The organism is Acinetobacter sp. ABJ_C5_2 (genome assembly GCF_044538485.1).
GTDB lineage: Bacteria > Pseudomonadota > Gammaproteobacteria > Pseudomonadales > Moraxellaceae > Acinetobacter > Acinetobacter nosocomialis_A.
The window spans coordinates 57,472-71,621 of sequence record NZ_JBIUCS010000003.1 but is presented as its reverse complement, the minus strand read 5'-3'; the positions used below and the strand labels follow the sequence as shown (position 1 = coordinate 71,621).

General features: G+C 39.5%; 13 protein-coding genes. 7 read left to right on the top strand and 6 right to left on the bottom strand.

All coding sequences use genetic code 11. From position 1 onward, the window contains the following. Positions 1-7 precede the first annotated feature (7 nt). The gene (locus ACH8JV_RS05420) at positions 8-295 is read left to right on the top strand and encodes a lipid asymmetry maintenance protein MlaB (protein WP_000250997.1); all 288 of its coding nucleotides are present in this window, start codon (positions 8-10) and stop codon (positions 293-295) included. Positions 296-369: 74 nt separating this feature from the next. On the opposite strand, the gene ACH8JV_RS05415 is transcribed toward ACH8JV_RS05420, so the two are convergent. Beyond that, positions 370-1,383, bottom strand: coding sequence for a magnesium and cobalt transport protein CorA (locus ACH8JV_RS05415; protein WP_004705344.1), 1,014 nt, complete (start codon positions 1,381-1,383; stop codon positions 370-372). Between the two features lie 157 nt (positions 1,384-1,540). Between ACH8JV_RS05415 and ACH8JV_RS05410 the strand changes: the two genes are divergently transcribed. Together ACH8JV_RS05410 and ACH8JV_RS05405 are read left to right on the top strand one after the other, a co-directional pair. Beyond that, positions 1,541-2,122: a TIGR00730 family Rossman fold protein gene (locus tag ACH8JV_RS05410; RefSeq protein WP_004705346.1), complete on the top strand. Its 582-nt coding sequence runs from the start codon at positions 1,541-1,543 to the stop codon at positions 2,120-2,122. 14 nt (positions 2,123-2,136) lie between these two features. Next, the gene (locus ACH8JV_RS05405; RefSeq protein WP_004705348.1) at positions 2,137-2,535 is read left to right on the top strand and encodes an NUDIX domain-containing protein; all 399 of its coding nucleotides are present in this window, start codon (positions 2,137-2,139) and stop codon (positions 2,533-2,535) included. 5 nt (positions 2,536-2,540) lie between these two features. On the opposite strand, the gene ACH8JV_RS05400 is transcribed toward ACH8JV_RS05405, so the two are convergent. Beyond that, entirely contained in the window at positions 2,541-3,176 is a 636-nt protein-coding gene (locus ACH8JV_RS05400) for a ComF family protein (RefSeq protein WP_396520058.1), read from the bottom strand. Continuing rightward, the gene (gene recG / locus ACH8JV_RS05395) at positions 3,169-5,214 is read right to left on the bottom strand and encodes an ATP-dependent DNA helicase RecG (RefSeq protein WP_396520056.1); all 2,046 of its coding nucleotides are present in this window, start codon (positions 5,212-5,214) and stop codon (positions 3,169-3,171) included. Before recG ends, ACH8JV_RS05400 begins: the two co-directional genes overlap by 8 nt. A gap of 20 nt (positions 5,215-5,234) precedes the next feature. On the opposite strand from recG, the gene ACH8JV_RS05390 reads away from it, so the two are divergent. Both ACH8JV_RS05390 and ACH8JV_RS05385 read left to right on the top strand, forming a co-directional pair. Further along, a complete protein-coding gene (locus ACH8JV_RS05390; RefSeq protein ID WP_396520054.1) occupies positions 5,235-6,062 on the top strand; it encodes an NAD(P)H-binding protein in 828 nt (275 codons plus the stop codon). Positions 6,063-6,120: 58 nt separating this feature from the next. Further along, positions 6,121-7,116 (top strand): putative solute-binding protein, encoded by a 996-nt coding sequence (locus tag ACH8JV_RS05385; RefSeq protein WP_396520052.1) that lies wholly within the window; start codon positions 6,121-6,123, stop codon positions 7,114-7,116. A 42-nt stretch (positions 7,117-7,158) separates the two neighbouring features. On the opposite strand, the gene plsB is transcribed toward ACH8JV_RS05385, so the two are convergent. Continuing rightward, complete coding sequence (gene plsB, locus ACH8JV_RS05380; RefSeq protein ID WP_396520050.1) at positions 7,159-9,732, bottom strand: glycerol-3-phosphate 1-O-acyltransferase PlsB; 2,574 nt, start codon at positions 9,730-9,732, stop codon at positions 7,159-7,161. Positions 9,733-10,007: 275 nt separating this feature from the next. Here plsB and ACH8JV_RS05375 point away from each other — a divergent pair, with 275 nt between their 5' ends. Both ACH8JV_RS05375 and ACH8JV_RS05370 read left to right on the top strand, forming a co-directional pair. After that, complete coding sequence (locus tag ACH8JV_RS05375; protein WP_004705360.1) at positions 10,008-10,880, top strand: acyl-CoA thioesterase II; 873 nt, start codon at positions 10,008-10,010, stop codon at positions 10,878-10,880. 105 nt (positions 10,881-10,985) lie between these two features. Further along, entirely contained in the window at positions 10,986-12,251 is a 1,266-nt protein-coding gene (locus ACH8JV_RS05370) for a dicarboxylate/amino acid:cation symporter (protein WP_396520351.1), read from the top strand. 44 nt (positions 12,252-12,295) lie between these two features. Here the strand turns inward: ACH8JV_RS05370 and ACH8JV_RS05365 are convergent, their stop codons facing one another. Beyond that, positions 12,296-13,246: a metal-dependent hydrolase gene (locus ACH8JV_RS05365; protein ID WP_145849731.1), complete on the bottom strand. Its 951-nt coding sequence runs from the start codon at positions 13,244-13,246 to the stop codon at positions 12,296-12,298. A gap of 123 nt (positions 13,247-13,369) precedes the next feature. Then, entirely contained in the window at positions 13,370-14,146 is a 777-nt protein-coding gene (gene yihA, locus ACH8JV_RS05360) for a ribosome biogenesis GTP-binding protein YihA/YsxC (RefSeq protein WP_005067265.1), read from the bottom strand. Positions 14,147-14,150: the final 4 nt, after the last annotated feature.

The window sequence follows — 14,150 nt, the reverse complement described above, 5'->3', positions numbered from 1 at the left end:
GTGAAGAGTGGTTCAGTATCTTAACCAAGAGTTAGTTGTTTCAGGCAAAATCGATTTTGAAAATGCTGAACAACAATACCAAGCTGGATTGGCAATTATTAAGAAGCAAACAAGCTTTCCTCTAATTGTTGATTTAAAACAGCTTGAGCATGGTAATACGTTAGCCTTGGCTGTTTTAGTTCAATGGTTACGTCAGACTCCACAGAAGTCTGGATTACATTTTAAAAATGTTCCAGAGAAGATGCTGAAAATCATTCAAGCTTGCCATTTGCAAGAAGATCTACATTTGGTCTGATGATGCAAAAATAAAAAAAGCACCTAAATTTAGGTGCTTTTTTTATATAAAGGATGGGTGGATAAGAACAGACTTTAAATCCATTTTTTCCAGCGGAAGTAAATGATAGGACCAATAAAAAAGCCGACAATAATTAATAGCACTGCGATAAAACTGCTTTTACCATGAGCAAAAGGCAATACTTCAGTGTTCATACCATAGATACTTGCGATGAGCATCGGTGGCGCTAACATACTTGGTAAGATCGAGAATCGACGAATCGTATCGTTTTGTTCGGTGTTAATGAATCCAGACGTTGTATCAAGTAAGAATCGTACTTTTTGGAATAAGAACGCATCATGTTCTACAAGCGAGCGGACGTCTTCACTGAGCTCTCGAATATCTGCATCATAGATATGACTGCCTAAGGCACGTGGACGAGATAAAAACGTTAAGACACGTCGTAAATCAATTAAACAAAGTTGTGCTTTTCCAAGCATGTCTTCTTGTTGTGCCAAACGGGTAATCATGTCATCAAGGTCTAAAATTTTCTCACGTTGATGGTTGTTAAGAACCTCAGTGGAGTATTTTTCTAGATCCTTGTGGATATCTTCTAAGATATCCGCAAGCTCATCCAGCTTTGCTTCAAGTAGGCCTAATAAAATCCAAGTTGGATCTTTATAGTCCATTTCATAGTCATTACGGCGAGCTCGGGCACGAAATGCACGAAACGCGACGAGCTTTTCACCGCGTAATGTAAATAAGCGATCTTTGTGTAAAATGAATGCTACGGTTTGCACCATGGCAAGCATATGTGATGACTCTTCAGCATCTCCATCGACCTGATAATTTTTATTTTTCGTTAAAAAATAGGTGCTGATATGCAAAATACCGTCATCATCGCGGTAGAATCGAGCAGAAGAAGAAATGTCTTCTAGGGACTTTAGTGTAGGTAAGTTCTGATCGTAGGCATCTAAGACCCATTGTTGTTCTTCTTGAGAGGGTGCAATTAGATCAAGCCATACTAATTCGGGATGTAGATCAAATCCACCGTTGATGGTGGCATCTTCCAGACTTCCGCGTTCTGTGGCATAAAAGGCTTCAAGCATGTGTCTTTTTTCCTCACGCAGTCTGATGGAAATTGATGGGTGTATTTTAGACAAGGATTTGCCGAAAAACACTTGCCAATACACTATTTTGCAAAAAAAAACTCTGTCGATAGTCTAGTTTGTCAGCATGACAGTTCAATAAAACGGTTTTTATACTATGAATTCAATTTGCATTTTCTGTGGTTCATCTTTAGGTTCAGACCCAATCTTTCAACAAATTGCTCAATTAACCGGTCAAACTATTGCCAAGCAAGGTAAAACTCTCGTTTATGGCGGTGGTCGTTCAGGTTTAATGGGCGTTGTCGCTGATAGTGCTTTGCAAGCCGGTGGGCAGGTCATTGGCGTCATTCCTCGTGCTTTAGTCGATCGCGAGTTAGCTCATCCCGGACTGACAAAATTATATGTCGTCGAGAATATGCATGAGCGTAAGACCAAAATGGCAGATCTGTCGGACGGTTTTATTGCGTTACCAGGTGGGGCAGGTACATTGGAAGAAATCTTTGAACAATGGACATGGGCACAATTAGGTATTCATCAAAAGCCGTGTGCTTTTCTAAATGTAGCGGGCTTTTATGAAGATTTGCTTAAAATGGTTCAAGGAACTGTAGATAAAGGTTTTAGTCAGGCACGGTTCGCTGATAAATTGATCGCTTCGGATAAAATTGAGGATATTCTTCAACAATTTGAACAATATCAACCACCAGCTCCAAAATGGGCTAATGCAGATGTTCAACCATAAACGAGGTTAAATCGGTGAAAATAATTACGGTCGCCGCTGCGGTGATCTTAAATGAGCACAATGAGTTATTACTGGTTAGAAAGCGTGATACACAAGCTTTTATGCAAGTAGGCGGTAAGCTGGAGCCGAATGAGGCTCCGGAAACAGCCATACAACGTGAAATTCTGGAAGAAGTTGGCAGCTCTTGTGTAATAGAGCAGTTTATAGGACAGTTTGAGACAGCAGCTGCTAATGAGCCAGATCATACGCTGATTAGCCATTTATATTTGGTTCGATTAAAACAGTCTCCACAAATTGCAGCCGAAATTGCTGAAATGAAGTGGATAAAATTTAATGATTCCGAAACTAAACTTGCGCCATTAACCAAAGAAATAGTAATTCCATGGTGTGAGCAAAACTTATCTGCAATTTAATAATTTTAATATGATGTAGATGAGGCAGCAGCTAGGCAGCTTGCATAAATAGATGTGCACCCTAGCTGTTTTAGCACTAGACTTAAAGCGGAAATTGAACTTCCTGTTGTGATCACATCATCAATAATCAGCACACGACGGTAGCGCCGTTTTTCTTGAGGTATCGCAACAAATTGCTGTTCAATATTTTCAAATCTTTCGAGTCGAGATAATCCTTTTTGTGAACGCTCATTGAGGCGTTGGACAGGCTGCCAAACAGGTATTCTTAATTGTTTACTTAGAAGCTTGGCAAGTAATAATGATTGATTAAAACCTCGCTCCGTTAAACGCTCTTTAGAAATAGGCATAGGTACTATGGCTTGTACCTTAGGAAATTTTATTTGCTGTAAAACCTCAGCAAGTAAGGTCTGGTAATGTAATTTTTGTTCATATTTAAACTGCTGAATTATACGGTTAATTGGATAGGTATAATGACAGGCCACAAGAACAGATTGATCATTACGCTGAACTGTCTGCTTAAGCCATGGTAGTTGTTCCCAACATTCTTTACAAAGCGAGTGCTTACCCCGCGTTCCTATTTCACATAACAGGCAAGGGGACAATAACTGAAAAAGATATTGAGGATTGAACAACTTAAACATAAGCGTATCGGGGTGCTTCAGGTAGCCAGCGTTTCAAGAGGGCTTCAGCTTGTTGTGGATAGTCTTTTAGAACCTGTTGTGCAACATAATGCGCTTGACTCAGTAAATGGTCATCTCGTTCTAATCGCGCCACTCTAAAGCCCATATCACCTGTTTGTTTTGTTCCTAATAGTTCACCCGGACCTCTTAGTTCAAGGTCTTTTTCTGCAATCACAAAGCCATCATTACTTTCTCTTAAAATAGACAGTCTTTCTTGCCCATTTTGTGAAAGTGGTGGTTTATAAAGAAGAACACAAAAACTAGCCTTTGCACCTCGTCCGACACGACCACGTAATTGGTGTAGTTGTGAAAGTCCTAGTCGTTCAGCATTTTCAATAACCATAATCGAAGCGTTAGGTACATCTACCCCAACCTCAATGACAGTTGTGGCAATCAAGAGTTGTAGTTCATTATTTTTAAATGCTTGCATGACAGATTGCTTTTCATCAGCTTTCATTTTGCCATGAACCAAACCGATATTAAGTTCAGGAAAGCGCTCTTTCATTTCTTGATAGGTGGCTTCCGCGGCTTGAGCATCTAAAGTTTCGGACTGTTCAACCAGCGTGCATACCCAATAGGCCTGTTTACCTTCTCGACAATTTGTAGCAATTCGATTTAGCACTTCTTCACGACGATCTAGTGGAATCGTGACTGTCTGAATTGGTGTACGGCCTGGTGGTAATTCATCAATAATGGATGTGTCTAAATCACCATAAGCACTCATTGCTAATGTTCTAGGAATTGGGGTTGCAGTCATGACCAATTGATGTGGAGTAAGCTGATCAGCACCTTTATTGCGTAAGGCTAATCGTTGATCGACCCCAAAGCGATGTTGCTCATCAATAATCACAAGTCCTAGCTTTGCAAACCCAACATTATCTTGAAATAAGGCATGAGTACCTACAATCAGTTCGGCATGACCTTCTTTAATTTGTTGTTCCGCTTGTGCTCGCGCTTTACCTTTTTGTTTGCCTGATAACCAAGCTACCGTAATGCCTAAAGGTTCAAACCAACGTTTAAAGTTTAAATAATGCTGCTCTGCCAAAATTTCGGTAGGTGCCATTAATGCAACTTGCCAATCTGCTTCTAGGGCATGGCATGCTGCAACTGCCGCAACTAGAGTTTTCCCTGCACCTACGTCACCTTGTACTAAACGTAGCATAGGCTGGTGTTGTTTTAAGTCGCTTAAAATTTCTTTGGATACACGCTTTTGTGCATTGGTCATTTGAAATGGTAAAGCTTCTAACAGTTTTTTTGCTAGTATTTTGCTACTTGGGAAAGCGGGTGAGGCAATTTGACGAATATAAGCACGTCGTGTGAGAAGACTAATTTGGTGTGCGACCAGTTCTTCAAAAATAAGACGCTGCTGAGCAGGGTGCGACCCTTCGGCCAATTGAATCATATTGGCATCGACAGGTGGCTCATGAATGTAATGTAATGCTTCTTTGAGCGCGTACCCATTTGTATATTGTTTAGGAAGCAGCTCAGGTAGAGCATCACTATGATGCTTCAAAGCTTGTTTAACATATTCGCGTAATTTAGGTTGTGTTAATCCATCAGTACTCGGGTAAATTGCTGTGAGCTGTGTTTTTGGCAGAGGTGTGTGTTCATTAATGAGCTGAATTTCTGGATGATAAAGCTCAAGTCCTCGTGCACCTACGCGAACTTCACCAAAAATACGTAAACGGTTACCAGGTTTTATTTTGTCGGTTAAGTTTTTATAAATATGATAAAAACGTAAAGTCACCTTACCAAATTCATCTTGTATTAATGCAGCCATAGATTTACGTTTACCTGGAGGGAAATCAACAGATTTGACTTCACCCTCGAGTAAATAACTACGACCAACCACCAATTGATTCATAGGAATAATGGTACTGCGATCTTCATAATCACGGGGCAGATGAAACAGTAAATCATCTGTGGTAAAAATATTTAGTTTTTCGAGTAGGGCTGCTGAAGCCGATCCAACGCCTTGTAACTGATGGACTGAAGTCATGTCCCCTCAACGAGTTTTCTATGCATATATTATTTATCGGTTATGGTAAAACATCTCAGCGTGTTGCTAAACAACTATTTGAGACAGGACATCAAATTACCACAATCAGCCGCAGTGAAAAAACAGATCCTTACGGAACGCACCTCGTGCAGGATATTTTTACGCTCGACTTAAGTGAAATTGCGCCTGTAGATGTAGTTTATATTTTACTTTCTTCAGACGATAGTACAGTTCAAGGTTATCAACATACTTATGTTGACAGTATTGAACCTATTCGTCAGGCTTTAAAAGCTCACCCAGTCAAAAGATTGATTGTTGTGTCATCTACGCGGGTATATGGCGAAAATTCTGGTGAGGTGATTGATGATCATAGTGAGATTCATCCGAATGATGCTCAAGGCCATATTCTTCATAATATGGAATTGCTTTGGCAGAAATATTTTCCGTCACAGTGCGTGATTGTACGTCCTACAGGTATTTATGGCGCTTCGGTCGATCGATTAAAACGAATGGCTGAAAACACACAAACCTATCCAAATATTCACTATAGTAATCGTATTCATATTGATGACTTGGCAAGATTTTTAGCATTTTTAGCCGATTATGAAAAACCGCATAGGAGTTATCTTGTTGCCAATAATGCCCCTGTGCCTCTACATGAAGTCATTCTTTGGTTTCAAAGCCAATTAGACTTACCGCTACTTACCTTGGATTCAGCTCATGTTTCAGGTAAAAAAATATATGCGAAACACTTATTTGAAACAGGTTTTCAGCTTGAACACCCGATTTGCTTTAATGACTATTTATTATGTTTAAATGCTCATGGTACAAATCAAAATTTAGACTAAACTTTAAATAACAATAGAAATACCTGAAGAGGCAAATAAATTGCCGATAAAGATAAAAATGTTGAAAGTAAAGAAATTTTGTTTAGCTCTTATTTTGAGTGCAATTTCTGTTGCGAGTTGGGCCGAGGATCAGTTGTGGTGTACATATGATCCTATGGGTACCCAAGGGGATATAACGCGTCGTTTAAATGACATCCGATTATATGCTCAGCAATATAATGTCAAATTCAAAGTTGTCAGTTATCAAAAAGAGCAGCAAGCCATTCAAGCTTTTGATGATGGTAAATGTTCAGGTTTAGCAGCTAGTAATTTTAATACGTATCAATACAACCATTTTATGGGAAGTAGCTCTGGGATTGGCCTTATACCTAATAACAGGACTGCTCGAAATTTATTGCAACTTTTAAATCACCCGACAATTGAGAAAAAACTAATTAATCAAGACTATGAAGTGGTGGGTATGATTCCGGTAGGAACTGCCTATATGGTCATGAAAAATAAAAAAATATCAAAAGTGGCACAGCTTAGAGGTCAAAGAGTCGGGGTGTTAGCCAATAATCCGCCACAGCAGGCTTTGGTGAGAAGTGTAGGGGCACAGCCAGTCTATGTTGATTTATCCAATGCGATTGCACAATTTCAGCAAAATAAAATCGATATTATGCCTGCACCGATTTATGGGCTTTTACCTTATAACTTACAGAAAGATTTTGGGCCAGACACTCAGGTGATTAACTTTCCACTGGCTTATTTCGGAGTAAATTTAATTATTAAACCTCAAGCTTATCCTGCCAATTTTGGGCGAAAAATCCGAGCTTGGTTTGTGCAAAATAGCCAATTATTAACGAATCGAGCGATACAGTGGGAAAACCATTTACCTGCCTATTATTGGGTAGATGTTTCTTTTTACGAAAAGCAGAGCTATGACATTATGGTGGCCAAAATACGCAATCAATATGTTCGCTCTGGATATTATGATGCTTACTTTGTTGAGTTGATGAAGCGTTTACGTTGTATCGATGATCCACGTTATTTTGAATGTTCAATGCGTAGATAAAATAAAAGGCAACCTGAGTTGCCTTCTATTTTGAGTAAAATTTTAAGCTTTTTTACGTTTTAAACGACGTTTCGCTTGTTGAGATGCCATTGCTTCAAGAGCTTCTTTTAACTCTTCATCAGTAAAGGTCGTGATGTGTTGCAACATCTGTAACGTTACTTCATCAAGTACTAACTGTGCGCCTGCTGCCATTTGACGAAAATTATCATCAAACTCAATCTGACCTTGGTCATTAGTACGGATGTAATTTTGCTGAGTTAAAACTTTAATAAAGCTTTGGAACAATGCTTTGTCAAAGAACTCTGGAGAATTAAACTCGTAAAGAACAGACAAGCGTTGACCTAACAAATGACTTAACTCTTCAACTTGTTTTGCTGAGATATTGCCTGAACCACGTTGTGTGATTAAAGCTAAAGTCATGTAATAACGTTCAAGACTTTGCTTAACAGGTGTTGCTAATACTACAAGTTGATTATGCTCTTCAGTATTTGGTGCAGAGCTAATCAAGTTACCTTCGTCATCTTGCTGAATAAGGTTTGATTGAACCAATGCATCTGCATATTGCTCAATCTGTTCTTTAAGCTCACTGCTTTTCCATTTAAGGAATAGTTCGGCTTTTAAGAATGGATAAAGCGTATAGATGACATTGCTTAAATCAGCACGACTGATTTTCCCGTTATGTTCAACAAGCGATGCAACCAATGAAGGTAAAACGAAAGCATGCAAAATGTTATTACGGAAGTATGTAAGCAGAACCGCTTGGTTATCTTCAATCGCAATAATATCGCCAAGCGCATGTTGTACACGCTTAATCAATTTAAGCTTTAAACCGTAAGCAATAATTTCCTTGCCAGATAGCGGCGTTACTTCTGTACGCTGATCATAAGGAAAGTTCGATGCTAAATTGCGGTAAGCTTCAAGCTGCTTAATACAGATTTCTTCATCAAGCGTATGCTTTGGAGTTGCAAGTAAGATAATAGAGAGTAAAGAAACCGGGTTAATAACTACCGCACGGTTAATATTTTCTAAAATTGCATGTGCAGAGCTATTTACAGCATCTGAAACAGCTTGAGGAATTGGGTCGTCATTTTTCTCGATGTAGACATTTTCTGCATTATGCTGTTTAAGCAAATCATCAAGGAAAACGGGTTCACCAAAGTTAACGTGTACCTTACCGAAAATGCGTTCAATTTTTCGTAATGTTTTAACAATACCAAAAATAGATTCAGCTTCTTTTGGCTTACCTTGCATTTCACCAACGTAAGTCGAACCTTCCATAAGGCGCTCATAACCAATATAAGTTGGTACAAATACAATTGGCTTTGTACGGCCGCGTAAATGGCTATGAACCGTCATGGCAAGCATACCGGTTTTCGGTGGTAATAAACGGCCTGTACGCGAACGACCACCTTCAATAAAGTATTCAAGTGGCGTATTGCGAGAAAGAATGCTGTATAAATATTCTTTAAATACAGTTGTATAAAGACCATTACCACGGAAAGAACGACGAATAAAGAAGGCACCGCCACCACGTAAAAGCTGACCTACGAAAGGCAAGTTCAGGTTATCACCAGCAGCAATATACGGAACCATTAGGCCACGTCTATAAATCACATAAGACAATAATAAGTAGTCAATATGGCTACGATGACACGGTGTATAAACAATTTCGTAATCTTTCGCGAGTTCACGAACAGTACTAAAGTTGTGAACCTCTACGCCGTCATAAAGCTGAGTCCATAGGCGTGTTAATGCTAAATCTGCAAAACGTACTGCTGAGTGTGAATAGTCAGATACGATTTCATTGACATAACCAATCGCACGACGTTCTGCTTCGAGCATGCTAATTTTGCCGCGAATACTCTCGCGTCGAATAGCCTCTTGCACGTCACGAGACTTTACAACTGACTGCATGACATTGCGGCGATCTGATAAGTCAGGGCCTAAAACCACTTCACGCTGACGGTCAAGGTAGTCATTTAAAGTACTAACAATATAAGTCGCTGGTGAAAGGTTCGGATAATGCTGTTGAGCATATTCAACGAGGTCACGTAAAGACTGCGGTTCATGGAACTCCAAATAAGATTGGCGACCATGTAAACCGATATTCACAAGCTGCTTAACTGTACTTGGTGTTGCCCATGTGTCTGAGAACAAAAGCTTGAACCAAGAGTCTTCTTTATCTGGAGAACGACCCCACAAAACGGTTACTGGAACCAGTTCTATGTCGAGCTCAGGATTTGCCTGTAAAACTTCAATCAGTTTAATTAAGCGAGGTGGAAAAGCATGAGGTGGGGGATTTAACAGGTTATTTTCATCATTATGCTGTAAAAATAAAACTGATGCTTTTTCCTGATGAGAACCGATAACCAACGGATCTAATGCCGGCTTTAAATTTAAACGGCGAGTTTCCCCATCCACCACTAAAGCATTGCTGCGAGAATGGTTTTGTAAGACATAGCACACCACTTTTTGGCGCTCAGTCTTTGCTTCAGTTTCCGTTGTTTCTGATACTGGTTCAGTAGGAACTTCCCCAAGAACATGTGGTGTTACCACGAGGTCAAGTAGCTTACTCGAAAGCCGACGATACATTTGACCAAACCCACTCTTGGACATAAGAACTCCTACTTCTTAAAGACAAATCCCGGCACCAAATGCAGAGGGTAATTATTTTGAGGCATTTATTAAAAAAAACAATATGCTACTTTCTTATAAATTATAATGCTTTTGGCATTTTTTATCGTTAAAAATCGTATTTTTAGCTGTTTTAAGGGTAATGTTCGTCAGAAGTTGACTGATTGTTCCATGTACAAATAGTTTTTTATGGCACAATAGATTATACACATCTGTCCTTTAATACCAATTTTGCCTGCAATATGAAGGTATCTCTCATGAATGCGTTAACCCAAGAACTGGTTGAGCTGCTCACTTTAGAAAAGCTTGAAGAAAATATTTACCGTGGAATTAGCCGTAATTTGGTCGGTAAACGTGTTTTTGGAGGTCAGGTTTTAGGTCAGGCTTTACGTGCTGCCTCTTATACAACAGATCGTCCTGCGCATTCTATGCATGCTTACTTTTTATATGGTGGCGACATTAATGCTCCAATCATCTATGAAGTAGATCGTTTGCGTGATGGAAAAAGCTTTGTCAGCCGTCAAGTTCGGGCAATTCAGCATGGACGAGTTATTTTCTCGGCAATGGTGTCTTTCGCCAACCCTGAAGAAGGTTTGAATTACCAGCATTCAGAACCAGAATACCCAGCTCCTGAGACATTAAAATCGGAAAGTGAACTGAAAGAAGGAATTCTTAATTTTGTACCAGAGAATGTTCGTGCAAGTTTCATGCGTGAGCGTCATGTTGAAATTCGTCCGATTGATCCGGTCAATCCATTTCAGCCTCAGCCGGAAGCGCCGTTTAATGCGCACTATATTCGTACCCATGATCGCATTCCAAAACAGCTAGATGATATTGCTTTACACCAAGCAATTGTGGCGTTTTATTCAGATTTTACTTTAATGACTACGGCTTTAAGACCACATGGCTTAAGCTATATTTCTCCAAGTTTGCAATGCGCCAGTATTGATCATGCCATTTATTTCCATCGTCCACTTCGTGCTGATGAATGGATGCTTTATGACATGGAGGCAACGGTTAGTGCAGCTTCTCGCGGACTGAATTTTGGCCGTATGTGGCAAAATGGCCAACTTGTATGTAGTACGGTGCAAGAGGGTTTGATTCGTTTGCGGGAAATTGAAACGCAATAAATAATAAAGGGCCATCGAAAAGATGGCTTTTTTATTTTTAATTCAAAGGATGTGACAAAAAATTGCTCGAATGAAAAGCAAGCTCATGTCATATTTGCAAAAGGATTGCCTACTGAAAAAAATAATGTTGATATGAACTTAAATACACAAATTCTGATTGCCGCGATTTTAGGTCTAGCCTTTGGCTTCCTACTCACCATGTATCCAGACACTGCTTTTGTAAAACATAGTTTATATGGGCTTGGAATATTAAGTAGTGTTTTTATCGGGCTTCTTAAAATGCTTTTGGTGCCCTTAATTTTCAGTTCGATTGTTGTGGGGGTATCAAACCTACAAGCGGGCGGGCAGCTAGGGCCAGTCTGGAAAATTACATTTTTATGCTGTTTAACTACAACGACTTTAGCCCTAATTTTAGGTATTAGTTGTGCTCATTTATTTGAGGTTGGACGTGGCATAGATATTTCTATTTTTCAGACATCTATGCAAAATTATCAAGCACCTGATAGTTTAAACCCAGCAACTTTCTTCACTAATTTTATTCAAAATACTTTAATTAACCCCTTTAAAGCATTTAGTGATGGAAATGTCTTGGCGGTTGTCGTGTTTGCACTATTTGTGGGTGTTGCTTTAGTTCACGGTGGCGAGCGCTTTAAGAGTATCCGCTTATTGAGTCATCAGTTTTTTGAAATGATGATGATGCTAGTAGGTTGGGTAATGAAGCTGGCGCCATTGGGAATTTTTGCATTACTTGCTAAGTTAATGGCTACAGAAGATATTTCAGTATTAAGTCGGTTGGCAGAGTTTGCCGTTGTGGTAACAGGAACCACTATTTTCCATGGTGCTATTGTTTTGCCATTATTGCTTTGGATTTTTGGTCGTATGAGCCCTTGGACTTTTTTCAAAGGCACACGTACAGCTTTAATTACTGCATTCGCAACCAGTTCTAGCTCTGCCACAATGCCGCTGAGTATGAAATGCGCACAAGAAAACTTAGGCGTACGTCCTCAAACGGCGGGTTTTGTGATTCCATTAGGTACGCAGCTCAATATGGATGGTACCGCACTATATGAAGCAGCAGCTGCACTGTTCGTGGCAAATCTAGTAGGACTAGATTTAAATCTGACCCAGCAAATTGTCGTGTGTTTAACAGCAATGATTGCATCACTTGGAGCACCGGGAATTCCGAGCGCGGGTATGGTTACCATGATTATGGTTTTACAGTCTGTAGGCTTGCCAGCCGAAGCGATTGCAATCTTACTTCCAATTGACCGTCTACTTGATACTGTAAGAACAGTGGTAAATGTTCAGGGCGATATGATGATTAGTGTGGTTGTAGATCGATATACAAAAGATAAAGATATCAGTGTCTAATCTCTAAATGAAAAAGCAGGATTTATATCCTGCTTTTTTTATTTTTAAGCGGCTTGTAGCTCGGCTCTTTTTGCTGCTGGAGATTGAGATAAATAACTTACTGCATCTTCAGTGCTGCCTTCTTTGACGGGATCATACCAAGGCATAAGGTAGTCAATTTGCTGAGCAATAAGCCAGATAGGGTTTGGTAAAACCTGATTATCTTTTCGGCTAATTTTATACCACTCTACAGCAACCCATGCTGGGAAAAATCTCGACTTAGCAGCATCAGCAAAGCGAGGGTCTTGCTTCATAATATGTGCAGCGCCGTCTACCCATAATCCAAGTACCAGTACAATCACTGCAAGGCTTAAATAGTAACGTGGGATATAACCACCGCCCAAATGGCGATATAAATCAAAAGCTACGGTACGGTGTTCAATTTCTTCTGAACCATGCCATTTAACCAGATCGACCATTTCTGGATCTGCACCTAGTTCCTCCCAACGATTGTTATAAAGCGCATATTTACCGAGTACACAGGTCATATGTTCAACAGTGGCAATAACGCCTAAACGGAATAGATCCCATTGCTCTTGTAAGAATTGAGGAACTTCTTTGTCAAAAGGTTTATCTGCCAAAGCGGTGGTAAATAGATAATTCATAATGTCCAGATTTCTCTGGATATCAATATTACGTGCGCTTAAATATTCTTTATTGGCAGAAGTGTGTGCATTGGCATGCATTGCTTCTTGGCGAATAAATGCTTGAACATCCTGTTTAAGTTTTTCATCGGTAATACGAGGTAAAACCTTGTTATAGAGTCGGCAGAACCAGAACTCTCCAGCAGGCAGGATATTATTAATTTCATTAATAAAATAACTTGCAAACGGTTGGTTTGGAATCCAGTCTACAGGGGTATCTTTCCAGTCAAATTTTACCTTGCGTGGAAGAATTTTATAGTCAATAGAAGAACCTAAAGCCTTGTTCTTCAAAAAAGATAACAATTTCATCATTTAGTCCTGATTTTTAACTCGATGAAGTTATAACGAGTATAAAAAAAGCCCCTACATTTGTGTTTAGCAATAGGGGCCAATTGAATATAAATTTAATGAAGAAATTGTATCTGTTTTGACGATTTACTCTTCAGCATCCTCATCGCTTGCTTCAGGAATCGCATCAACGTCAAATTCTGGCTCTTGATCAAGTGTAAAATGTAGACGACCAGCCATCACACTTGCGAGTTCTTCTAAACCTAATTTGTTAAGTGATGAGAAAAGCTGAATAGAGAAATCAAGCTTCATTTTTTTCAATTGTTGTTTAACTTCAAGCAAGACTTTGTTTGCTGGACCACGGTTCAGTTTGTCTGCTTTGGTTAAAAGAATATGAACAAATAGATGGCGTGAATAAGCCCACTCTAGCATCATCATGTCAAAGTGCTGTAAAGGGTGGCGAATATCCATAAGTAAAACTAATCCTTGTAAGCTTTTACGATGGATTAGATAATTTTCTAATTCTTTTTGCCAAACACGCTTCATATCTTCTGGTACAGCTGCATAACCATAACCAGGAAGGTCAACTAAGCGTTGATCAGGATTACCTAAGCTGAAGAAGTTAATCATTTGAGTACGGCCAGGTTTTTTTGAGGCACGTGCGAGTTGTTTTTTGTTGGTTAAGGCATTAATAGCACTAGATTTACCAGCATTTGAGCGCCCTGCAAAAGCAATCTCGTAGCCACTATCTTCAACACAAAGTGCCAATTTAGGAGCACTCATTAAAAATTCAGCTTGGCGTAACCAGTTCAGAGATTGCACAGCATACGCTGTGATTGCTGGATCTGGTTTCTTTTCATAACTGATCTTTTGCTTGGGTGCGAGTCTGGCTTTGGTGTCTTTCGATTTTTCACTACGACGCATAAAA